Source organism: Wolbachia endosymbiont of Ostrinia scapulalis, from assembly GCF_023559145.1.
Taxonomy (GTDB): domain Bacteria; phylum Pseudomonadota; class Alphaproteobacteria; order Rickettsiales; family Anaplasmataceae; genus Wolbachia.
On record NZ_CP096926.1, the window covers coordinates 1,239,201 to 1,261,511 of the forward strand.

The 22,311-nt window shown below is 34.0% G+C and carries 20 protein-coding genes and 6 pseudogenes; 9 read left to right on the top strand and 17 right to left on the bottom strand.

The annotated features are described in order from the left end of the window. Positions 1–2: 2 nt before the first annotated feature. From M1L26_RS06015 to M1L26_RS06050, 8 genes and pseudogenes are all read right to left on the bottom strand, one after another. Entirely contained in the window at positions 3–257 is a 255-nt protein-coding gene (locus tag M1L26_RS06015) for a PAAR domain-containing protein (RefSeq protein ID WP_047759655.1), read from the bottom strand. Continuing rightward, on the bottom strand, positions 254–718 hold the full coding sequence (locus M1L26_RS06020; protein WP_250120147.1) for a phage baseplate assembly protein V: 465 nt from the start codon (positions 716–718) through the stop codon (positions 254–256). Before M1L26_RS06020 ends, M1L26_RS06015 begins: the two co-directional genes overlap by 4 nt. Continuing rightward, complete coding sequence (locus M1L26_RS06025) at positions 705–1,178, bottom strand: hypothetical protein (protein WP_250120148.1); 474 nt, start codon at positions 1,176–1,178, stop codon at positions 705–707. Before M1L26_RS06025 ends, M1L26_RS06020 begins: the two co-directional genes overlap by 14 nt. After that, positions 1,175–1,660: a phage tail protein gene (locus M1L26_RS06030; protein ID WP_370107316.1), complete on the bottom strand. Its 486-nt coding sequence runs from the start codon at positions 1,658–1,660 to the stop codon at positions 1,175–1,177. The genes M1L26_RS06025 and M1L26_RS06030 overlap by 4 nt, the downstream gene beginning before the upstream one ends. Before the next feature lie 19 nt (positions 1,661–1,679). Then, on the bottom strand, positions 1,680–1,997 hold the full coding sequence (locus M1L26_RS06035) for a head-tail joining protein (protein ID WP_250120149.1): 318 nt from the start codon (positions 1,995–1,997) through the stop codon (positions 1,680–1,682). A gap of 96 nt (positions 1,998–2,093) precedes the next feature. Next, on the bottom strand, positions 2,094–3,098 hold the full coding sequence (locus M1L26_RS06040; RefSeq protein ID WP_250120150.1) for a major capsid protein: 1,005 nt from the start codon (positions 3,096–3,098) through the stop codon (positions 2,094–2,096). A gap of 24 nt (positions 3,099–3,122) precedes the next feature. Further along, the gene (locus M1L26_RS06045) at positions 3,123–3,494 is read right to left on the bottom strand and encodes a head decoration protein (protein ID WP_250120151.1); all 372 of its coding nucleotides are present in this window, start codon (positions 3,492–3,494) and stop codon (positions 3,123–3,125) included. Between the two features lie 142 nt (positions 3,495–3,636). Next, a pseudogene (locus M1L26_RS06050) lies at positions 3,637–3,855 on the bottom strand (S49 family peptidase); the annotation flags it as partial. A gap of 67 nt (positions 3,856–3,922) precedes the next feature. Between M1L26_RS06050 and M1L26_RS06500 the strand changes: the two are divergent. From M1L26_RS06500 to M1L26_RS06080, 6 genes and pseudogenes are all read left to right on the top strand, one after another. Next, positions 3,923–4,201: pseudogene (locus M1L26_RS06500) on the top strand (hypothetical protein); the annotation flags it as partial. Between the two features lie 6 nt (positions 4,202–4,207). After that, positions 4,208–6,136, top strand: coding sequence for a DUF4815 domain-containing protein (locus tag M1L26_RS06060; protein WP_250120153.1), 1,929 nt, complete (start codon positions 4,208–4,210; stop codon positions 6,134–6,136). A gap of 20 nt (positions 6,137–6,156) precedes the next feature. Then, positions 6,157–7,350: pseudogene (locus M1L26_RS06065) on the top strand (hypothetical protein). A gap of 4 nt (positions 7,351–7,354) precedes the next feature. Continuing rightward, positions 7,355–7,549 (top strand): hypothetical protein, encoded by a 195-nt coding sequence (locus tag M1L26_RS06070; RefSeq protein WP_250120154.1) that lies wholly within the window; start codon positions 7,355–7,357, stop codon positions 7,547–7,549. Further along, a pseudogene (locus M1L26_RS06075) lies at positions 7,546–8,085 on the top strand (hypothetical protein); the annotation flags it as partial. The gene M1L26_RS06070 and the pseudogene M1L26_RS06075, both read left to right, overlap by 4 nt. Positions 8,086–8,174: 89 nt before the next feature. Further along, on the top strand, positions 8,175–9,500 hold the full coding sequence (locus tag M1L26_RS06080) for an IS4 family transposase (protein WP_250119932.1): 1,326 nt from the start codon (positions 8,175–8,177) through the stop codon (positions 9,498–9,500). 76 nt (positions 9,501–9,576) lie between these two features. On the opposite strand, the pseudogene M1L26_RS06610 reads toward M1L26_RS06080, so the two are convergent. Beyond that, positions 9,577–10,474 (bottom strand): annotated as a pseudogene (locus tag M1L26_RS06610) (IS5 family transposase). 475 nt (positions 10,475–10,949) lie between these two features. Then, entirely contained in the window at positions 10,950–12,470 is a 1,521-nt protein-coding gene (purH, locus tag M1L26_RS06095; RefSeq protein WP_211908446.1) for a bifunctional phosphoribosylaminoimidazolecarboxamide formyltransferase/IMP cyclohydrolase, read from the bottom strand. A 127-nt stretch (positions 12,471–12,597) separates the two neighbouring features. Between purH and M1L26_RS06505 the strand changes: the two are divergent. Further along, a pseudogene (locus tag M1L26_RS06505) lies at positions 12,598–12,753 on the top strand (WPE palindromic element domain-containing protein); the annotation flags it as partial. 87 nt (positions 12,754–12,840) lie between these two features. Here the strand turns inward: M1L26_RS06505 and fmt are convergent. The 5 genes from fmt to M1L26_RS06125 all read right to left on the bottom strand — a co-directional run bounded on the left by fmt (position 12,841) and on the right by M1L26_RS06125 (position 15,871). Next, positions 12,841–13,740 carry a methionyl-tRNA formyltransferase gene (gene fmt / locus M1L26_RS06105; RefSeq protein WP_211908448.1) on the bottom strand — a complete coding sequence of 300 codons (900 nt, stop codon included), beginning with the start codon at positions 13,738–13,740 and terminating at the stop codon, positions 12,841–12,843. A gap of 19 nt (positions 13,741–13,759) precedes the next feature. Then, on the bottom strand, positions 13,760–14,125 hold the full coding sequence (rplT, locus tag M1L26_RS06110) for a 50S ribosomal protein L20 (RefSeq protein ID WP_211908450.1): 366 nt from the start codon (positions 14,123–14,125) through the stop codon (positions 13,760–13,762). Between the two features lie 21 nt (positions 14,126–14,146). After that, complete coding sequence (gene rpmI / locus M1L26_RS06115; protein ID WP_006013548.1) at positions 14,147–14,353, bottom strand: 50S ribosomal protein L35; 207 nt, start codon at positions 14,351–14,353, stop codon at positions 14,147–14,149. Positions 14,354–14,451: 98 nt separating this feature from the next. Then, complete coding sequence (locus tag M1L26_RS06120) at positions 14,452–14,895, bottom strand: PAS domain-containing protein (protein ID WP_019236701.1); 444 nt, start codon at positions 14,893–14,895, stop codon at positions 14,452–14,454. 211 nt (positions 14,896–15,106) lie between these two features. Further along, positions 15,107–15,871, bottom strand: coding sequence for a hypothetical protein (locus tag M1L26_RS06125; protein ID WP_250120157.1), 765 nt, complete (start codon positions 15,869–15,871; stop codon positions 15,107–15,109). Between the two features lie 365 nt (positions 15,872–16,236). Between M1L26_RS06125 and M1L26_RS06130 the strand changes: the two genes are divergently transcribed. Together M1L26_RS06130 and M1L26_RS06135 are read left to right on the top strand one after the other, a co-directional pair. Then, positions 16,237–17,562: an IS4 family transposase gene (locus M1L26_RS06130; RefSeq protein WP_250120158.1), complete on the top strand. Its 1,326-nt coding sequence runs from the start codon at positions 16,237–16,239 to the stop codon at positions 17,560–17,562. A 92-nt stretch (positions 17,563–17,654) separates the two neighbouring features. Next, positions 17,655–18,347, top strand: a complete 693-nt coding sequence (locus tag M1L26_RS06135; protein ID WP_211908418.1) for a TerC family protein — start codon at positions 17,655–17,657, stop codon at positions 18,345–18,347. 229 nt (positions 18,348–18,576) lie between these two features. Here the strand turns inward: M1L26_RS06135 and guaA are convergent, their stop codons facing one another. Continuing rightward, on the bottom strand, positions 18,577–20,139 hold the full coding sequence (gene guaA / locus M1L26_RS06140) for a glutamine-hydrolyzing GMP synthase (RefSeq protein ID WP_211908416.1): 1,563 nt from the start codon (positions 20,137–20,139) through the stop codon (positions 18,577–18,579). A 227-nt stretch (positions 20,140–20,366) separates the two neighbouring features. Continuing rightward, positions 20,367–21,827 (bottom strand): type II secretion system protein GspD, encoded by a 1,461-nt coding sequence (locus M1L26_RS06145; protein ID WP_250120159.1) that lies wholly within the window; start codon positions 21,825–21,827, stop codon positions 20,367–20,369. Between the last annotated feature and the right edge of the window lie 484 nt (positions 21,828–22,311).

Consider the following 22,311-nt stretch of genomic DNA (forward strand, 5'->3'; position numbering starts at 1 on the left):
TTCTATTTTGCAAAGACGCTTTCACTGCCTTTTATTACTTTAAACCCACATGAAACTATATCTCCTACTCTTCCTACACTAAGACCATTTGCAAACACTGTTTTTGATCCTTCAGTTAATGCTCTTCCTTCACTAAAACTGTCTCCTTGTCTACATATTGACTTACCGTTTACAAAAACATTATTACTTCCGCTAATGCAGAAATGTGGTATAGCTTCTCCACAGTAGTCTCCTAACCTCACTATTCCTTTGTTCAATTTAAGTCGATCCTTTCTGCTTTCAGTTTTATTCCACTTTTTGTCATTTCTATACTTGATCCCCCAGCTTTCAGTGTTATTTTGTCTACTACTTCAATCTCTAAATAATGTTTTTCCTTATCATATAACAATCTTGTTCCATCTTGAAACTTCATACTATTTATTTCTTTTTTATTCTCTGGTGCAGAGTATTTTTCCTGATATATTCCTCCTAATACCACTCCTAATGATAGTTCACCAAGAGGAGAAAATACCATAACCTGTTCATCGATATCTGGTGGAGACCAATCTCTATCTTTTCCTGCTTTACTCGTTATCCACGGCAACCAATCTGTTATAAATTCTCCTATTTTCACTCTTACTTTTGCTTTTTCATAATCTATTTCTTTTACAACTCCTATACGAATGATATTCGCTACTTTTCTCTGTAACTCTGCAATGGCAAAATTATTTTCCAACATGCATTTCTCCCACTGCTATTTTATGTGGTTTAATTTTCCCCTCTTCCCATACTGATTTACCTAAATGAAGCTGATGACTCCAATCAACCATCCACACCAAATATGCATCTAATTCGGGTCTCAATCCATCTGGCTCTGCAGAAAGAAATTCAGCCGGAGATACATTCTTTTCCCAGGTATTCTTGTTCACTACTCTTGCTACTTCTGCTGCTAATGACCTTACAACTAACGAGGAATCCTCGACTGTTCCATCAACTACAATCCTTGCCTCAAATCTTGCTCTCAGCGCTAATTCTTCTGTCCCTGGATCTTTTCCCGATTCTAAACTCACAAGCTCTACAAATAACGCTGGCGCTACTAATTCTTTCCTTATTGCTGGATAAATTTCACATGTCTGTATAGACGATATTTCTCTCTTCAGCGTAGTGCAGATTGCATTATGCAAATCTTTAAAATTCATACATTTCTTGTAATATCACGTTCAAAGAACTTTTTAAACACTTCCTCAACCTCATAATTAACAAGATTCCCTATTATCCTTGAAGCCTCAGGTTCGAGTGACAATTTAACTTCCTTTATTGGCAATGCTGCTCTTCCTTCACGTTTAAACATACCGCTATTTCCTTTTGGCATAACTGCTGCAAATCCTCCTATAAACTCATGCTTTCCTACTTTCGATCCTCTTCTTGTTTTTTGTATTTTGCCAATTGTCGATGCTCTAATGTCGTAGAGATTTGCTCTAATTAACACTTCTAATCTGCTTGTTTTTGCTTTAAAAATTCTTAATCTCTTTCTTATCAAACTTAATTTTATCTTCTTTTCCTCACTAATTTCTTTTGCTGTCTTCAATTTTAGCCATAGTGCTGTTCTATTTAGTGCTTTTATAGCTGCCAGTTTTACTTTCTGCTCTTTTTCGTCAATATTGTAGACTATTTCATTAATATTGTTACTAATTTTAATATCAAACACTTTCTATTGCTTCAATTTTCCATATTTCACTCGAAGAATCTTTTAACGGTGGTTCAAAAATCTTGTAGAACCTTTTTTCAATCTTGATATAATCGCCTATGCTAAAGGAAGTAACGTCCTGATCACGTATTTCTATAGAAGCAATTTGCTGAGTTAATTCTCCACCTGCACCTAAAGAGTACGTAGTCTCAGGACGTTTAATTAGCACTTTTATTCTACGAATGCCCTCCTTATTTTTATTACAATATGTGGCTTCCACTCCTAAATGCTTAAAACAATCCTCCAATAATCGCTTAATATTCTCTTGCATATTTCTTTTTGATATACTAACCTTTACATGCTAAGAAAGCGCATACCGGTAGAGTCGTTCTGTGCCTCACCAACTTGTAATTACTCTACCAGTATGTTATGCTATAGCGACTTTTACTAATACGCCAGGCCTATGGCACATTGGCAGAGGATTTGACTGTGTATGTAAATCGGTCCCTCTATCAAATCTTCTTGGCTCTTGTTTTGCATAGAGTGGTTTTCCTAGTGTATTTACTGTCTCATTAAAGTCTGCTGGTGCAAAATATGTCGTAAATGTACTTGCTGTTCCTAGTGGAAAACAGTTTCCACTTTCTCTTTCTATAAACCTTCTTACATTTCCCTCAGGATCAGTTGCTTGCCCTCTATATTCCTCAAACGTGATTCCACAAAACGTAAATCCTGATCTCATATCATTCCTTAGCGCTGCTCCTTCTTGCCATCTTTCATATGCTTCTTTCACTTTACTATGCGAAGTTAATGCATCAAAAAATTCAGGGCTTACCAAGGCATGTACTCCTGTCATATATTCACCACTTAAGTTATCTTCTATATGCCGGAGTACTTCCAGACACTTACGCTTTACATCAGTTGTTGCAGTTCCTAGTGCAAAATTTACTACTTTTGGTGTGATTTCAAATTCGTTGTACAGATTTAATAATTCTGACCCATCAGCATCTAAAATTATTCCCTTCAGCGCTCCCATTCGCAAATGCTCTAATGTTATTGCGTGCTTGTTTCTCATTAGCTGTAAATGGTCAGTTATTACGTCTGCCAGCGCTTTAAGTTCACTCTCTGATCCAAATGCCCTTATTCCCTGTACTTCCTCTGGTAACACTACATCATCGTGAGGAATATGTGGAATCGTAAATGTTCTTATTTTCCGTTTTCCTCGTTTTCCCACTGTTGCTGGTGCTCCTGGAACTTGTGTTGGTAATAAACTTAAAACTCCGTTGTGTTCTTCTATGGTAATATGTCTAAATCTTACTGACCTAGTTGGAAATAAATTTAGATTTTCAACTCGTCCATAATTTATCGGCAATATATTTATCGCATTTGTTAGCGCTGTCATGCTAAATGCTGTATTTGTAAATGGATTTTGCATTCTTTTTCTCCTTATTAATTTTAGTTAAACTCCCTTGCGGATAATGATCCCTCGTGCTTCAAGTTGCTTTATTGCTTCAGCTTTCTGTTCTTCAGTGATATTTGCTGGCCACACAACTGCATGATCTGCTAGTATTGCACCACGAGTAATAATTACTGCTTTGGCATTTTCTGTCGCATTTACATCACTTACTATTGCACCTATTGCTGTTTGTGTGCCATCTGTTCCAACAGGATTAAGTACTCTAATAAAACCATCTTCCGTCTTTTTGGCAACTACTGCACCAAGCTTAAGATTTTGACCTTTAGCTACTGTTATTTGATCTCTTGAATATAGGTTGGACACTTCATATTTCAGAAGATCGCCTAAATTATTTCCTTCAGTTATACTTATCATGTCTTTTTCTCTCCTTTTTTTATTTTTTTACCGCCGCGTTTACAATTGCTATACACCGCGGTTATTACCTTATAATTAGCCATTATGGCGCATTTTGGACACTTATTTACCGCAGAGCATATACGGCGGTTATAAAAATACTTTAACTCCTACGACTTCTTGCTACCTGTGTCATCAAATCTTCCTGCGAATTCTGTGGTACTGCACTCAGTATCTCTGTCTTCTTCGTTCTTTCTGCAAGTAATTCCATCAAAACCTCCCTTGCTTGCTCAACACTTACGCTTTGCTCAATAAATTCTCCTATCTTTTCTGGCATCTTTGATACATTACATAATCTTATTATCTCTAAAATTTCTCTACGACAGTTCTCCTCAATAGTTGTCATACTAACACTCCTACTTTTATGATTGTTGATAAATTCAAAAAATGTTGTAACTCCATCTGGAAGGTTTAGGCCCTCAAATGTACCAACTAATAATCTCTATCTCAAATTTACTTTCGATTTCACAAACGCAGCAAATCAAGTTATACGGGAATTAGGGGTTATGGTTGGTACTAAAGTAAAAGAAGAATTACCTATAGGACAGAGGTATTTTGAACCACAAGATATAGAAGACCCAGGGATCTTATTAGTTTTAGAACACACTGTACCACTTATCAGAACATCTGCAACTCGGGAAACTTTTTCATTTGTTGTAACCTTTTAGAATAAAATGACTTTAAACGCCTATTATAACCGCTTTAATCCTGACAAAGAGTACGAAAAAAGTTTGTTCCTTGCAGGAAGAGGTCTACAGTCTGCAGAATTAAATGAGACTCAGGAGTATGCTCTTTCTAAGCTTAAAGGCATAGGTGATGCAATATTTCGTGATGGTGATGTTATAACGGGAAGCAATTGTATTATAGATGCAAAAACTGGTAAAGCTACACTTGAGGGAGGAAAAATCTATCTGCGCGGTGCAGTTAGAAAAGTTGAAAAAGAAGAATTTGTTATTCCACTGAGTACCACAGTTCGCATAGGTGTTTATTATGTAGAATCTACGATTACAGAACTTGAGGATGAAAACCTTCGTGATCCTGCTATTGGTACAAGAAACTATCAGGAAGTAGGAGCTGCAAGGCTTAAAGTTTCCACCATTTGGGGTTATCAAGCAGAAGGTCTTTCTCCACGTTTTTCTGAAGGAGAGTTTTATCCAATCTATAACATTGAAAATGGAGTATTAATAGAACATTCACCACCTCCACAAGCAAACATAGTAACTACTGCTCTTGCTCGTTATGACAAAGAAGCAAATGGTTCCTACGTCGTAAATGGTCTTGAAGTAATGTTCCTGCAAAAGGAAGAGGGAGAAGGAGGAAAAAAAATATTTGTGATTAATGAGGGCAAAGCTCATGTTGATGGCTATGAGATTGAACTTCCTCACAGTATTCGTGTTTCTTTTGATGAAGATCCGGATATAAAATCAGTTGAATCAGAACCACATACTTTTCAGCCAAATAGCCAAAGAGTAATGGAACTGAAGGTTAATGATTTTCCAATAAGTGAAATTAAAAAAGTAGATATCACTATTCAAAAAACCATTACTGTGACTCACGGTTCATATTCAGGAGCTGTTGATCCGATACCTGACTCTGCAGTACTTGAGATTATTCAAGTTAAACAAGGCAATGTTATTTATGAAAATAGTATAGACTATAAGTTAAATGCAGGAAATGTTGATTGGTCATTACCAGGTAAAGAACCAGCTCCTGGAAGTAGTTATCAAATAACCTACCGCTGTCGTACTCATGTAAGCCCTGAAGATATAAGTGAACAGGGATGCAAAGTAAAAGGAGCAGTTGATAACAGCTTGGTTCTGATTGATTACACCTGGAAAATGCCCCGCTATGATTTAATTACTATCGATAGCAAAGGAGTGGTAAGAAGAATAAAAGGAATTTCTCACCCTTGGCGACCATCAATGCCTAGAGCGCCTAGTGGACAACTTTTGCTCTGCTACATTCATCAGACGTGGAAAAAAGGCGAAGGGGTAAAAATAGTGAATAATGCTATTCATGCTGTACCGATGAATGAGCTTGAAGCAATGAAAAAAGGAATAAATGATCTTTATGCGCTGGTTGCAGAGGAACGTCTACGCAATGATGCAAATTCAAGAGAACCTACCACCAAAAAAGGAGTATTTGTTGATTCATTCTTTGATGATGATATGCGCGATCAAGGAATTTTGCAGTCTGCAGCAATAGTAAATAAGGAACTAATTTTACCAATAGATGTAACGATTGCTGATATTGATGGAGGAGAAAAAACTTATTTGTTGCCATATGAACTTGAACCGGTACTGGAGCAGCTTTTACAGACTAAAGGAGAAAAGATCAATCCATATCAAGCTTTTGATCCAGTCCCGGCACAAATTACTCTAAATAAAAATATAGATCACTGGACGGAGGTTACCACGAATTGGAAAAGTCCAGTAACCAGAGTGTTTAATGTTAAAGAAACAACAGAGCTGCTGTCAAGTACCTCATACGAAACTGAATTTATGCGAGAAGCAACTCAAAATTTTGAGATTGAAGGTTTTGCAACTGGTGAAAAGCTTAAGGAAGTAAAATTTGATGGCATAAGCATTCAACCTCAAGCATAGAAAATATTTGAAAGAAAAACATGATCGCAACATTTATTGCTGATAACAGAGGAAAAATAAAAGGAAGATTTACTGTACCAAGAAACATTCCTGCTGGGACTAAGTTAGTGCAGTTCTTCGGTGATAAAGGAAGTTATGGAGAAGCAACGTATACTGGTAAAAAAACAATTACCATAGAGGAAAGAAGAAGAGTGATCGCAGCAAGACGATTTGATCCTTTAGCCCAAACATTTACGCTAAATGAGAGCAGACACATAGGAGGCGTGGAGCTATGGTTCGTAAATAGCAGCAAAAAACGTGTTGTTGTGCAGATTAGAGAAACAGCAGTGGGAATGCCCTCGTAGACTGTCATTGCTGAAAGTTATATTGAGCCGAAAGATATAAAAGTAGATGGCACAGCAACACGTATAGAATGGCCACCAGTGTTTTGCCATGCAGGAGAGGAGTATGCAATAGTACTGCTTACTGATGATCAGGGTACTGCAGTCAAAATAGCAGAACTTGGCAAATATGATGCAGTAAATAGCCGTTGGGTAACAAGTCAGCCATATCAAGTAGGAGTATTACTTTCATCTAGCAATGCAAGTACCTGGACTCCACATCAAAATTTAGATTTAACGTTTCGACTACTAGCTGCAAAATTTAGCGAAAATTCTCATGTTATTGATCTTGGCAAAGTTACAGCAACCAATACTTCAGATTTAATTGTTTTGACAAACGTCGAAAAAGTAGCATTTGATACCAATGTAGAATTTATCTTAACAGATGAAGAGGGAAGAGAAAACTTTTTGTCTGATAATTTGCCGCTTGCACTGCGTGAAAGAATAAATGGGGAATTAACGGTAAAAGCAAGCCTAAAAGGAGGGCGAGAGAAAAGTCCAGTGCTATATCCTGGGTTACAGCTAGTTATGGGTAATCTTTCTAAGAGTGCAGATTATGTAACTAGAAGCATTACAGCAGGAGCTAACACTAAGATTACCATAACATATGATGCGCTGATACCTGGCACTGCAGATGTTAAAGCGTATGTGCAAAAAAACGTGGATTGGCAATTAGTAAATTTAACATCAGGAAAACCAATAGGGGAAAACTGGGTAGAGAGAACTCATGTGCTAACAAACTTTAATGGTAATGAGACAAGGGTAAAATTAGCTTTGAATGGAACGGTTGTTTATCGCCCTAAAGTCAAAAATCTACGAATCATTATCACTTAGCAGAATGTCAGATGATAAAACAAGCAGAGGGTATCCACTACCACATCCAGAAAATATTGCTGTGCAGGATGTTGTTCGTATCCGTACCACAATTAAGAAAATAGATGAAGATATTAACGAAAGAGAAGATGAGCATAATCAACTTAAGAGTAATTTTGAGCGGTTTAATTTTGAGACTTTTTTAAATTTTTGGAAATGAAAGAAGCAATATACCAAAGGATAAAGGATTTAGCAGCAAATAGCACACCTGATCAACTGGCATATCTTGCAAAATCGCTGGAATTGATAGCAGATAAAAAAGCTATTTCTGATATTGCGCAAATGACTAAAGTAAAAGAAATAATTGATGCACTACAAAAGAGGCTTAAGGATTTAGCAGAAAACAGTACACCAGATCAATTAGCATATCTTGCTAAAGCATTGGAATCAATAATCGACAAAAGTGCAGTTTCTGAAATTGTACAGATGACAGATGGTAAGCTAAAAGAACTTCTTGATAGTGCAAAAAAACACTTAACTGATCTGGATAATAAAAAAGCTAGTTCTTTAGCAGTGATCTCTGAATCAGAGAAGCAGTTATTAAAGAGAATTGATGAAAAAGGAACAACAAATTTATCGCTACTTGATACGAGAAAGAATGCCAATATTGCAGCAATAAATAGCATTAGTAACAGTCATAAAGATGGTCTTAAAGGTTTAGTGAATAACTTCCGTACTGTTAATGATGTGCCAAGCATACGCGTCAAGTTAAGGAAATAAAGGTATGAAAGAGATAGAATAATAAGGTATAAGTTCTCCCAGATATACTTTTAGTGAGAGAACCAATGAATAAAATAACTTGCTTATCAAAAAAGCTCAAAGAATTTTTTAATGAAAAAGCAGAGAAAATCTCAATTACAACAAGGTTTATAAAAAGAAAGAGAAAGCTAAAAGGTTCATCATTCGTAAAAGCCATGGTCTTGGGTAATATAGGAGTTGATAATTGTAGCGTAGAAACAATGTGTCAATTACTAAACGAGGACTCGATAGATATAACAAAACAAGGTTTGGATTTTAGATTTACTGAAGAAGCAGTGGAATTTATGAAAAGGATGTATAATGAATCTGTGATTCTCTTTAAAAATATCTTGCAAGTTGATTGCAAAATCTTACAGCAATTTAATAGTGTTAAATTATTGGACAGTAGCTATATTACTCTACCTAACAGTATGGAAGAGATGTATAAAGGTTATGGTACTAGCTACAGTGGCTATGAAAGCAATACTAAGTCTGGAATAAAGTTACAATTAGTTTTCGACTACATGAATCAGATAATAGACCAACTTAATTTAACGGAGGGGGTAAGATCAGACCAGGGATATAGGAAACATTTAAGTAATATATTAAGCAATGATTTGCTAATATCTGATCTCGGTTATTTTGTGCCAAGTTCTTTTAAACAAATCAATGAAATAGGAGCTTATTTCATAAGTCGTTATAAATCTGATACCAACATATATGATGTAGAAACAAATCAAAAAATGGAGTTATTAGAATGTTTAGAGGATAAGTTATTTTTAGAAAACGAGGTATTGTTAGGAAAAGAAGCAAAAATTAGAGTAAGAATTATATGTCAGAAACTAACTGAAGAACAGTCTATGGCCAGAAGAAGGAAAGCTAATAGATTAGCAAGATCGCAGGGATATACATCCTCTAAAAGAAATCAAAAATTGTTGAACTGGTCAATATTTATAACTAATGTTCCAGAAAATAAAATTAGTGCTGAGCAAGTATTAACGATTTACAGAGTAAGGTGGCAAATTGAGTTATTATTTAAATTGTATAAAAGCCATATCAGGCTTGATAAGCTAAAAGGAAAGCCATGCAGAGTATTATGTGAACTATATGCTAAATTGTGCGCAATTCTTATATTTCACGGCATAGTTGGTTGCACAGAAGTGAAAAAGAATACAGAACTTAGCTTAACAAAGGCATTTATTGAGCTAAAAAGGCGGGTTAGAGAGTTATTTTTAGTATTAACCAAAATTAATAGTTTAAAAGCATTTCTTAAAAAACTCACTATAACTTGGTCGCTATTTTCATTAAAAGACAAACGTAGAAGGGCTAGAGTATCCACTTTAACCTCTCTAAATTTGCTCACAATCTCTTAACTTGACGCGTATGGTAGCTGACACTGGGATAGCTTTGTTGCATCGCTTATCGGATAGTGGGTAAAGCATAAAAAATTCATGAAACTACCTCAAATTTAGCCATGCCAATATCAGTAAATTTATTGAGTAAGTAACATTTTATTAGCAACTCTTTTTCTCGATTTACTTCAGATCTATTTCTAAAACTAAACCCAAATATTTGCTTTAATCTTGAAAAAAATCCTTCAATATATGACCTTTTTCCATAAACCGCTTCCTCCTTCCACTCTTTCACACCGTCTTTACCACATAATCTAATGGCAACATTCCTTTCAGCCATATAATCCAATTTTGTATGCTCCGCTGCACGATTTTTCGGTAAAATTTTTGTCTTTATATCATATTTTTTGCACAATTTATAAAGCTTGATAGGCTCTGTCTGCATATAATGCTTTTATAGCATGCTGAAAGCTGAGCAAGTCACAAGCACTATAATGGTCGGAGTAGGCACCATTGCTATATTGTGCAGCTATAGCTTTTTTACTATTTATACTCAATATTACGTGTAGCTTTCTTACCTGTTTATAACTGCGATACTTCGCTATTTTCCTTACTGTGACCAGGGGTATTATCTGATACTTGTACTGTCTATGGCAATTTCAATATCTTCCATATTGTTTTTATCAACTCTGCAATCATTGATCTTAATATTGAAACCTTCTTGAAGCCTGCGAATAGCTAATGACTGCTAACTACTTGCTGCAAATATCCTTTTATAAACCCTACCGTTTGTCTTAAGCCAATTCTAAAGAGACTAGCGACATATGCACTAAAATCACAACTTTATTACTATAAATATAATTTCCACCTCGCATTTTGGGGCTATTTTCGTACCAACTTTCTATTGCCTCATTAATAAAATGAAAAATATTTCCTCTTTCTTGTAGAAATCTGTTATATCCATGGCAGTTACTGACCTTCATTTTAGTTGGCATATTTTTCTTTCGTAGGTTAAATGCCTGTTTTATAGTGAATTTCGTCAGTAACTTCCAGTTCTTTTTATCTGAGCTATGCAACAAAGCCCACTGGAATCCAGTCTTTCTTACCAACAAAAACTTAGAATAACTTTTGTTCTTAAAAAATTTCTAGATTCCAGACTCATGTTTCAATGTTAAACAAGGTACAATAGAATTGAGTAGGGTAATTTCTAGGGAATTATTATATTCTAGAAAAAGTAAAATATCATCCAGATAGACTAATATACAAGGTAAGCTGAATGTCTATAAGGAAAAACAGCAAGGCATTTTAGGATTTGCTATAATCGCATCAGGAGCTCAAGAGTACAGCTTACAATTACAGATAGGTATAGTTGAGTTTAAAGTAACTACATCAATTTACTACAATTTTCAAACCTATAAGCTGCTATGCAACAAAGCCCTGTGTGGGTATAATTTTGACAGGATACAAAGCTTAATGGAGAAAGTTACGAACATCAGTGAAAAACATGGCAATTTTATTCTCATTTGCAGCTGCTATCACGTCTTGATCTTTCAATGAGCCACCTGGCTGAATTATAGCTGTAATTCCATGCTTTGCACTCTCTACTATACTATCTGGAAATGGAAAAAATGCATCTGAAGCAAGCGCTGCGCCTTTACATTTTTCACCTGCTTTTTTTACTGCAATATTCACACTATCTATTCTGCTTGTTTGTCCTGCACCGATGCCAATAGCACAACCGTCTTTTGCTATCACTATTGCATTGGATTTTACATGTTTACATATTTTCCAAGCAAAAATAAGATCTTCCTTCTCTTTTTTTGTTGTAGTGCATTCTGTCACTCGGTTTATTTCTTCTACTTTTACTGTATGGTTATTATTTTCTTGCACTAAGAACCCGCCAACAACATTTTTGATTTGATATTTTGCATTTTGCTGAAGAGATTGATGAATAATCACTCTTAAATTTTTCTTTTTTTGTAAAATTTTTAGTGCCTCATTGTTTACCGATGGTGCTATCACCACTTCCAAAAATATCTCGTTTAATTTCTCTGCTAGCTTTAAATCTATCTCCCGATTGAAAGCAACTATTCCACCAAAACTGCTTATTTCATCACATGATAGAGCTTTTTCATATGCTTTTAAAGCACTATCACTAACAGCAGCGCCACATGGATTATTGTGCTTTATTATCACTGCTGCAGGTTCTTGAAACTCAGAAATTATGTTAAGTGAAGACTCTATGTCGACTATATTATTATAGCTCAACTCTTTTCCATGTATTTTCTCCAGTGGATACTTGCTAAATTGATTGCTATAAAATGCAGCTTTTTGATGAGGATTTTCACCATACCTGAGTCCTTGTGCTTTACATCCATATAAAGTAAAAAACTCTGGTAACTCATTGCTTTTACCCTGTGATAAAAACCAATTGTAAATATTAGAATCATACTGTGCAGTCAGAGCAAATGCTTTAGTTGCTAGATGTTTTCTATATTCTAATGTTGTCTGATTGTTATTTTTGATCATCTCAGCTTTCAGTGTTTCGTAATCTTGAATGCTAGAAATCACTGAAGTGAAATGAAAGTTTTTTGCTGTAGCTCTAATTAATGCTACTCCACCTATATCTATTTGTTCTATGATTTGCTTCTCACTTGAGTTGCTATTAACCGTTTTCCAAAATGGATATAAGTTAGTTATAAGCAGATCTATCGGCTTAATTTCTAGATTCTGCATTTCCTTTTCGTGCCTTTTTCGATCACAGAGTATTCCTCCATGAATTTTAGGATGTAAAGTTTTCACTCTGCCATCTAGTATTTCTGGAAATTGTGTGTAATCTGAAACTTCTTGCGTTTTTATTCCCGCATCTGATAGCACTTTATAAGTATTCCCTGTTGAGAGAATTTCTATTTGTTGCTGCATCAAAAACGATGCAAGTTCAATTATATTTGTCTTATCGTATACTGATATTAAAGCTCTTTTAATTTTCATATGGAAGGTTTCTTAAGATTATATCTAAGAAAAGAAAATTTGTCTATATATAGCTACTACGTCATACCGCCACGTTATCCACAACTGTACGAACATTGTGATACAAGAGACCAAAAAAGATGTCATCCCAGTGCCCAGACACTGGGATCCAGAAAACTTCACTTTAAATGAACGCACCAGGTGGCTGTACAATAGAAACTGGATTCCATTGTCAAGCACTGGAATGACACCATCTACTACTCAAATTACCTGCAAATTGCAATGTTCGTACACCAAAACGCGGTATCTTGTTGTAGATTCCGCTAACAAGCAGCGGAATACCAAATTGTAGAAGTTGCTTTAGCTCTTCTCACCCTCCCTTCAAAGTAGTCTATTCTATAAATTTTTTTGTTAAACTTGATTTTAAGCCACGAACAAAATCTTTAATATCGCAAGGATTTCTTCCTTCCATTTGTACAACTTTAGGAATTAAAGTACCACCTTTTAAACTTATATGCATATTATCATTAATGATCTCACCTTGTCCTGAAGTGAAGGCTTCAAATTCAGCATCAAGTATCTTGATACGTTTATTCTCTACCTTAATGAATGCTTTTGGATAAAATGCTTTAACCTTTCTATAAGCAATTTCACAGGCGTCACTTGCGTAAATTTTATAGTCTTTTACTTTGTCAGCATAGCACGCATCGTTATCGCTCTGTTTTAAGGGAACTTGCTTTTCAATTTCGTTTAGTACTTTCAGCAGTAAATCACTACCTAATTCAGACAATTTATCATACAACGTCTTATAATTATCGCTTTTTTCAATAAGAAATTTTTTCTGTTTTAAAATAGGGCCAGAATCTAATCCTTCATCTAGCTGCATAATGCTAACTCCGGTTTCTTGATCTCCGGCTAAAATTGTGTGCTGTATCGGAGCTGCACCGCGCCACCTAGGCAGCAATGATGGATGAATATTAATACAACCATATTTGGGAATATTTAAAATTTCTTTTGGAAGTATCAATCCATACGCAGCAACAACTGCAACGTCTGGCTTAAAATTTCCAAACTTTTCTTGCTCTATCGAAGATTTTAAAGAGGTAGGAGTACATACCTCTATGTCACTTTTTTCAGCAACGATGTGTACTGGCGATTTTGTTAACCTCTGCCCACGTCCAGAAGGCTTTGGAGCTTTAGTATATACTGCTACTATTTCACTCTGTAATTTCAATAGTAAGTTTAACGCACCAACAGCAAACCCCGGTGACCCCATGAAAATAATTCTCATGTTTTCAGGTGTGTTTGCTTTAGGAATTTTCTGCTAACTTAATATTTACAGTTTCTATTAATTTAGCAAAATCATCCTTATGATTAACAGCCATCTCAGCAAGAATTTTTCTATTCAAATCAACTCCAACAAGTTTAAGACCATACATAAACCTACCATAAGTAAGTCCATGTTCTCTTGCCGCTGCATTAATACGTATTATCCACAAACCACGAAAATCACGCTTGCGATTTCTTCTGTCTCTATAAGCATACTGTAGTGCTTTTTCAACCCTTTGTAATGCAATTCTATAACAATTCTTTGCCCGTCCTCTATAACCCTTTGCTAATTTTAATACCTTTTTATGACGAGCATGAGTAGCGACTCCACGCTTTATCCGAGCCATTTTTATCTTACCTCCATTTTATTAAATACCATAAGGCATATAAAGTTTAACTATACGCGAGTCAGATTTATTGAGAATCGTTGTACCGCGTTGATTACGAATATTAGATTTACTTCTCTTTACCATGCCATGTCTCTTACCTGACTGAGTAGAGATGACTTTACCCTTAGCTGTAAGGTGAAAGCGCTTTTTGACAGAAGATTTGGTTTTTAATTTTATTTTCGTCATATTCTAAACAAATTTACAAACACCACTATTTAGTTCTTTATTAGTAATTAAGTATGAGTATAGATAATTTTATTAAAGAATCAAATTAAAATTGTATTTTAAAGCAGCTTGAATGTAATCACACCCAGTATATGTGTTATACCTTCTTCATTCCCAATTGGTAGCAATACTTGCCTTATTTTAACACTTTCACTTTCTTCCTCTTCGTTAATTGAGCATTTACTCTCTATTACAGTCTCAAGTTTATCAATAACTGCATCTATTTTATATAACCGCAAAAATGGTGCATCAATTGCATACTTATCATCGATGTACATCTTTTTTTCAAAACCATAGAATTCAATAGCTTTTTCTCCTGCATTTTCACAAATATAACCTCGATCTTTAACTTCAATGATAAAACAATGCTGCCATGACTCCATGATTTCTGCAGTGTCTATTTCATGTCTTTCTGGCCATTCTCTATCTGATCCTTTTATATCACTCCAATGTTGAGTAACTATATTCACTATTCTTCTTTCTTTGCCTGCATAATTTTCCATTCGAAATTCCACATATAAAACACAGATATGAGGTAAATTTATCGTGAATGTATTGATTTTTTCTTACTAAAGGATGTAGATTATTGAAAATTCTCATCCTGTTTACACAACAGGTAATGATAAATTAAGTATAATAATTAGAGCATAAAAATTATTAAATGAGGAAACTGTAAAAAAATAATAAAAAAATTCTATTTTTGCAATATTGTGACTAAATAATACTATTACCTCTACTTTCTAAGGTTATTGCACTTAATAAATTACTAGATGAAGTTTCTTCCTTAGAACTACTATGGCTTTTATTTTTTCTATTATAAAACCAACATTTAAATGGTACAGCTGCTGCGATAGCTGCTAACAAGACTACTCCCATTGCTAACATATCTACTGTTAACACTCCCATATTTTCCTTATTTGATCGAGATGTTTCCAATAATTTAAATCTTCTCAAGTTCCTATCATGAATCATAGGATTACCCAAAATATTTGTCGTATTTTTAACATTTCCTATATTTTGAATTGTAATTCCATTACTAGCGTTTGATTTTTTCATTTCTTCCATTACTTGTTTTAAGTTTGGTAGTTCTGTTGTTGTACTTTCAATATCAACAGCTTCCAGCTTTTGCAAATTCTCATTACTCAAAAACTCTTTGAGATACTTTTCATAAAACTCTTTGGCATTATATCTTTTATAACTTCGTATTTTTCCACTCTTGAGATCAGAAACAATATTATCAATCATCACTTTTGGATTTTCTGCATGCACTATTTCTCCTTCAGCAACAAGAATACGATAAGATGTATCGTCAAGCATACATACATACTTAAGTTTTAAATCACCTCCTCCCAATAGAAAATATATTGTTCTGTTTTGTTCTACATCTCGCAATTCTGATTCAATACTAATCCATCTATTCCTTTTTTCCTTATTGATTGATCTTTTTTTTCCTACAGTATTTTTAAATCTTCTTGACATATATGACCCCCAAGCTGACCAATATTTCCTTATGTATAAAAGATAAATTATTTAAGTCCACATCTTTTCACTAAGATTTTTATATTTTTATTATACTAAATAATACATATATTAATATCTGAATTTCTCATTGCAATTTATTATACCTTAGTAAAAATGATATAAAATTAGAGAAAGAATTATAAATTTTGTGTAAGACAGGAAAATTTCTTCTCCTTTGGTTCCAGAGCATATAAGTGCTGTAAGCGCTAAGTTGATGGCACTGTTGTGCCATCCATACGCGTCAAGTTAAGGAAATAAAGGTATGAAAGAGATAGAATAATAAGGTATAAGTTCTCCCAGATATACTTTTAGTGAGAGAACCAATGAATAAAATAACTTGCTTATCAAAAAAGCTCAAAGAATTTTTTAATGAAAAAGCAGAGAAAATCTCAATTACAACAAGGTTTATAAAAAGAAAGAGAAAGCTAAAAGGTTCATCATTCGTAAAAGCCATGGTCTTGGGTAATATAGGAGTTGATAATTGTAGCGTAGAAACAATGTGTCAATTACTAAACGAGGACTCGATAGATATAACAAAACAAGGTTTGGATTTTAGATTTACTGAAGAAGCAGTGGAATTTATGAAAAGGATGTATAATGAATCTGTGATTCTCTTTAAAAATATCTTGCAAGTTGATTGCAAAATCTTACAGCAATTTAATAGTGTTAAATTATTGGACAGTAGCTATATTACTCTACCTAACAGTATGGAAGAGATGTATAAAGGTTATGGTACTAGCTACAGTGGCTATGAAAGCAATACTAAGTCTGGAATAAAGTTACAATTAGTTTTCGACTACATGAATCAGATAATAGACCAACTTAATTTAACGGAGGGGGTAAGATCAGACCAGGGATATAGGAAACATTTAAGTAATATATTAAGCAATGATTTGCTAATATCTGATCTCGGTTATTTTGTGCCAAGTTCTTTTAAACAAATCAATGAAATAGGAGCTTATTTCATAAGTCGTTATAAATCTGATACCAACATATATGATGTAGAAACAAATCAAAAAATGGAGTTATTAGAATGTTTAGAGGATAAGTTATTTTTAGAAAACGAGGTATTGTTAGGAAAAGAAGCAAAAATTAGAGTAAGAATTATATGTCAGAAACTAACTGAAGAACAGTCTATGGCCAGAAGAAGGAAAGCTAATAGATTAGCAAGATCGCAGGGATATACATCCTCTAAAAGAAATCAAAAATTGTTGAACTGGTCAATATTTATAACTAATGTTCCAGAAAATAAAATTAGTGCTGAGCAAGTATTAACGATTTACAGAGTAAGGTGGCAAATTGAGTTATTATTTAAATTGTATAAAAGCTATATCAGGCTTGATAAGCTAAAAGGAAAGCCATGCAGAGTATTATGTGAACTATATGCTAAATTGTGCGCAATTCTTATATTTCACGGCATAGTTGGTTGCACAGAAGTGAAAAAGAATACAGAACTTAGCTTAACAAAGGCATTTATTGAGCTAAAAAGGCGGGTTAGAGAGTTATTTTTAGTATTAACCAAAATTAATAGTTTAAAAGCATTTCTTAAAAAACTCACTATAACTTGGTCGCTATTTTCATTAAAAGACAAACGTAGAAGGACTAGAGTATCCACTTTAACCTCTCTAAATTTGCTCACAATCTTTTAACTTGACGCGTATGGATTTTTTAATTACCTAGTCGAAGTTACTTAATTTTTACACATCTATTGTAAAGTACAAAGGCTGACTTTGGAATGAAAATGCTAGCTGATGCTTGGACTTTATTGATACTTACGCTACTTGAAACTATACTTGGTATAGACAATTTAATCTTTATTTCTCTAGCAATAGATAAGGTGCCAAATCTGCTGAGAGAAAGAGCCCGCCTGATAGGTTTTGGCTTGGCGCTATTGATGCGTTTTGTAATATTATTTTTTATATCACATATATTATCAATGGAAAAGCCTATATTTTACTCTGTATCACTAGATATTTCAGTAAAAGATTTGCTTATGATTGCAGGAGGGTTATTTCTTATTGTTAAAAGTTCTATGGAGTTATGGAGCGAAATTTTTGTACATAAGGAGAACAAAACAAAGGCAAACGTTAAATCACAATTTTTTTTAGTTGTGCTACAAATTATATTAATAGATTTAGTTTTTTCTGTTGATTCAATATTAACTGCTATAGCATTAACTCATAATATGATAATCATTGCTATAGCATTTACATTTTCCATATTAGCAATGCTATTTTCATCAAGTTATACCGCTAAGTTAATAAAATCCAGCCCAAGCTTAAAAGTAATTGCCATTCTATTTATGTTACTCATCGGTATATATTTAATACTTGAAGGACTTCACATAGAGCTACCAAAAGCATATTTGTATTCTTCATTTATGTTTGCAATGCTTGTGGAAGCTATAAGCAAAATAAAGAAAATGCGGCCTTGAAATTATTTTGCACAAAGCAAAAGTCTAATTTTTATTCCGGTGTGTGACGAACATCTGTACGAACATTTCGATGTCATCCGAGTAGCTGACACTGGGATCCATTATTCTTTTTTTCTGGATTCCAGCGTCACGCGCTGGAATGACATTAAATAGTTTTCCTTAAAATTTGAGCTATGCAAGCAGCCTCTTTGGTGTGATTCGAGTAGCTGAAACTGGAATGAAATTATTGCTACTCCCACTCAATAGTTGCTGGTGGCTTGGAAGTTAAATCATACACAACTCGATTTACTCCAGAAACTTTGTTAACAATTATACTACTGATGTCTTGCAAAAACCTCCAAAATACTAACGAATGTTGATCTTTATTTTCAAATGGAAATGCATCAGCTGTCATGCCATCAGATGAAGTCACAGCCCTTAAAGCGCAAACATATCCGTATGTACGATTATCTCCCATAACTCCCACAGTTTTTACTGGTAACAGTACAGCAAAAGCCTGCCATATTTTATCATACAGATCATAATTTTTCATTGTGTTGATATATATTTCATCTACTTCTTGCAATATTCGTACCTTTTCTTCATCAACCTCACCTATGATCCTCACTGCAAGTCCAGGTCCAGGAAATGGATGTTGCAATATTATCTCATCTGAAAGCCCAATTTCTTTGCCAAGCAGCCTTACTTCATCTTTAAAGAGATAGCGTAAAGGTTCTACTAGTTTCAGATTCATTTTTTCTGGCAACCCACCAACATTGTGATGAGATTTAATTGTACTAGTGTTTCCTGAAGCGTGCCCTGATTCAACTACATCAGAGTAAATGGTGCCTTGCATTAAAAAATCCACATCACCTATTTTTTTTGCCTCTTCTTCAAATACTTCGATAAAAGTATTGCCGATAATTTTTCGCTTTTCTTCCGGATCAGTTATTCCCCTTAACCTACTTAAAAACAAGTTTGATTTATCAACGTAATTTATTGGAATTTCTTTTAACATAGCAGTGGTCTGGCTCTTACGCAATAACCCAGTATCGATAAAAATACAGTTTAATTGTTTTCCTATAGCTTTGTGTGTAAGAACTGCTGCAACACTTGAATCAACTCCCCCACTTACTGCAGCAATTACTTTTTTCTCCCCTACTAAGTTTTGAATTTTTTCCTTCTGTTTTTCAATGAATGACTTCATTGTCCAATCTCTCTCACAATTTGCAATATCTAAGAAATTAGAGAGAAGTTTACTACCATTTGTCGTAGGCTTAACTTCAGGATGGAACTGAGTACAGTAAATCTTCCGCTGTTCGTTGGCAATTATTGCGATTGTTTGATTTATTATACCTGAGGCAATAGCAGTAAATCCTTGCGGTATAGTTTCGACACTGTCTGCATGGTTCATTAGCACATCGATTTCGGAATTAACGTCCCAAGTATCCTTTATAATTGGGGATTCTTTTAGTATCTTGATTTTAGTTTTGCCAAATTCCTGATTGAATTCTTTTCTTACCTTTGCCCCGAAATAATGACAAATGAGTTGCTGTCCATAACATATTCCAAGTATAGGAGTGTTTATTGTTTCGTTAAGTTTTATAATTTTATGTGCTACTTCACTTACTTCAGAGCAATTGTCATTTACAGATTGCGGTCCTCCAGAAAAAATAAATCCATTGAATTTTGATACTGTTTTGAAATCGATATTGCTTGGAAATATTTCACAGTAAACGCCCATTTCCCTGATTTGTCTTGCAATAAGCTGTGTAAACTGTGAACCAAAATCAATAACGGCAATTGCTGACAATGTGCTCCTCCATATTATTTAAAGCAATATTTGATAATAAAGAAAACAATAAAGTAAGTAAACTAAGACCTGTTTAAAAACTTTAATAAATGACTAAAGTAACTTAAATTTACTGCAAAAGCTTTATGATTAAGCTGTCTTAATTATCATTCCGATACTCTCTTCTTATCATAATAGCAACCCCAACATCTTTCCTTAAGTTGATGCCATTGCCTGAACGGATACGTTTAATATATATATAAATTCCTATCTTTTGTATCTAATAAACCAAGTGTTGGTACGATTGTTGCTTTCAGGAAGATGACGGTTTCTACTGTCTTAGCCAGTTTTTTTGACTTTTGATGCAATAAGTTTTGGTTATCTTTTCTATGCTCTATAAGCCCACCAATTACCATAACTTCGCCGCTCTTAATTTTTAACGTAGAGTGCATTTCTCTGGTTTCAATAATTGGAATGTCACTATTTAATTTCATTTTATTCTGTTGTGCGACATATTCTATATTTGGGTCTTTAGTGTAATCGTTAATTCTTGATAAGGTTGGGTGTATATCCATGAATATTTCATTAGTATCAATGTTAATGCTTGGGTGGATTATTAACACCACACCTATTGGAGTGCTATTCATCTTGGTAATTAATGCATGATTAGAATTTTTGGTATTTTTCTGTATATCGGAAGTAAAATAGATATGGTTTTTAGTAAATGAAATCATTGCTTGCTGATTATTTATAGCATGTACTCTAGGGCTTGAAATTACGGTTGAAGTGCCAAATTTGCCTAAATTTTTTACTAAATCTCCTAAATCACTAACACTAGAGTTAATTGCTAGGTCAATAATAGAGTTACCTTGATTTGTTATAGATTTGGTTTCATTATGCAAATCATTTAAGTTGATACCAGAAAGGTATTTATCGTCTAATAAAACTTCAACTATTTTGGCCTCGATCATTACTTGAGAAGACGCCAATTTCTTAACTTTATTAATATATTCTTCAACAGCTTTGTGAATATCTTTTCTAGCATTTAGAATAATGACACCAGCTTCTCTGTTGGATGAAAGAAACTCACCATCATCTACTCCGTTAACATCCATTATTGCATTTAAGCCTTTTTCTAATGAATTCCATAAATCACTACTATATTGAGATTTCATATAGTTTCTATCACCATCACTGTCGGTAATATTGTTACCAATGATAAAACTCCTTTGCGCAGAGTGTTGAATATTGATGAAGTCTACGTAATAATTTTGTGCATATGGCAAATCTTGTTCAATTCTAATTACACCATTATTCATTGAGTAACGCAATTTGGCGCTGTTGGCTATATTCTGAATTACTTCGTTTACGTTCTTATCTTTTAGTTTTAAAGTAATATTACCTGATATTTTGGGGTCTATGTCTAAGTTAATGTCAGAAAGTTTTCCTATCTCAATCAGTAAATCCTTTACTGGTACTTTTTCATCAACATTAATCGAAAGAAACTGATTACTGGTTGTAAGATCGGGAAACTCTACCGGTAAAGGTATCATTTCTGGTATTGCTGGTTCGTTATTCTTCAAAGGAGTATTATATTGTTGCAACGAATAATCGTGCTTATAATTGTCTATATTAACAGAATGTTGCTTATTAGGTAGATGTGTACAAGAAATAATGAAAAGGAGTATTAAACATTTTAAAATAGCCATGAGGGCAGCATACAAATCTATACTAATAGTTTTCTATAAAAATGTTAAAAATGTATTTAATTGTATCCGTTCAGGGGAGTGGTTTAAGAAATGATAGATAGGAGATTATGAAAAGGGTTTAGCCGCATGGAAGTGGGATGAAAAGAAGCACTGGTTTCACATGCGTCTGAACAGACACCATTTTACAGCATTTTAAATTTGTCCTGTGCAATGTTTGTACAGTTGCGATAAAAATTACTTGACAAATTTTGACAGCTTTGTTATTTTGATAGTGAAGATATTCTAGAGCTCGAAATCTATCTTCGTCTGCAGACTTTTCAACTTCATTAATTTATAATCTCTAGTTAAAGTATATTGTACTTATGTATAGATAACTTCTATCATAGCTATATACATTTTTCTGAGTTTTTTTGTATTACTTAGGAGGGTCATCATGTTTAAAATCATGGATTACGCATATCATTGACATAAATGCCTTAAAAGG

Coding starts and splice junctions, on each gene's coding strand:
- M1L26_RS06020 (WP_250120147.1), bottom strand. CDS start 718: ATGTTGGAAAATAATTTTGCCATTGCAGAGTTACAGAGAAAAGTAGCG.
- M1L26_RS06025 (WP_250120148.1), bottom strand. CDS start 1,178: ATGAATTTTAAAGATTTGCATAATGCAATCTGCACTACGCTGAAGAGA.
- M1L26_RS06035 (WP_250120149.1), bottom strand. CDS start 1,997: ATGCAAGAGAATATTAAGCGATTATTGGAGGATTGTTTTAAGCATTTA.
- M1L26_RS06040 (WP_250120150.1), bottom strand. CDS start 3,098: ATGCAAAATCCATTTACAAATACAGCATTTAGCATGACAGCGCTAACA.
- M1L26_RS06045 (WP_250120151.1), bottom strand. CDS start 3,494: ATGATAAGTATAACTGAAGGAAATAATTTAGGCGATCTTCTGAAATAT.
- M1L26_RS06060 (WP_250120153.1), top strand. CDS start 4,208: ATGACTTTAAACGCCTATTATAACCGCTTTAATCCTGACAAAGAGTAC.
- M1L26_RS06070 (WP_250120154.1), top strand. CDS start 7,355: ATGTCAGATGATAAAACAAGCAGAGGGTATCCACTACCACATCCAGAA.
- M1L26_RS06080 (WP_250119932.1), top strand. CDS start 8,175: ATGAATAAAATAACTTGCTTATCAAAAAAGCTCAAAGAATTTTTTAAT.
- purH (WP_211908446.1), bottom strand. CDS start 12,470: ATGAAAATTAAAAGAGCTTTAATATCAGTATACGATAAGACAAATATA.
- fmt (WP_211908448.1), bottom strand. CDS start 13,740: ATGAGAATTATTTTCATGGGGTCACCGGGGTTTGCTGTTGGTGCGTTA.
- rplT (WP_211908450.1), bottom strand. CDS start 14,125: ATGGCTCGGATAAAGCGTGGAGTCGCTACTCATGCTCGTCATAAAAAG.
- rpmI (WP_006013548.1), bottom strand. CDS start 14,353: ATGACGAAAATAAAATTAAAAACCAAATCTTCTGTCAAAAAGCGCTTT.
- M1L26_RS06120 (WP_019236701.1), bottom strand. CDS start 14,895: ATGGAAAATTATGCAGGCAAAGAAAGAAGAATAGTGAATATAGTTACT.
- M1L26_RS06125 (WP_250120157.1), bottom strand. CDS start 15,871: ATGTCAAGAAGATTTAAAAATACTGTAGGAAAAAAAAGATCAATCAAT.
- M1L26_RS06130 (WP_250120158.1), top strand. CDS start 16,237: ATGAATAAAATAACTTGCTTATCAAAAAAGCTCAAAGAATTTTTTAAT.
- M1L26_RS06135 (WP_211908418.1), top strand. CDS start 17,655: ATGCTAGCTGATGCTTGGACTTTATTGATACTTACGCTACTTGAAACT.
- M1L26_RS06145 (WP_250120159.1), bottom strand. CDS start 21,827: ATGGCTATTTTAAAATGTTTAATACTCCTTTTCATTATTTCTTGTACA.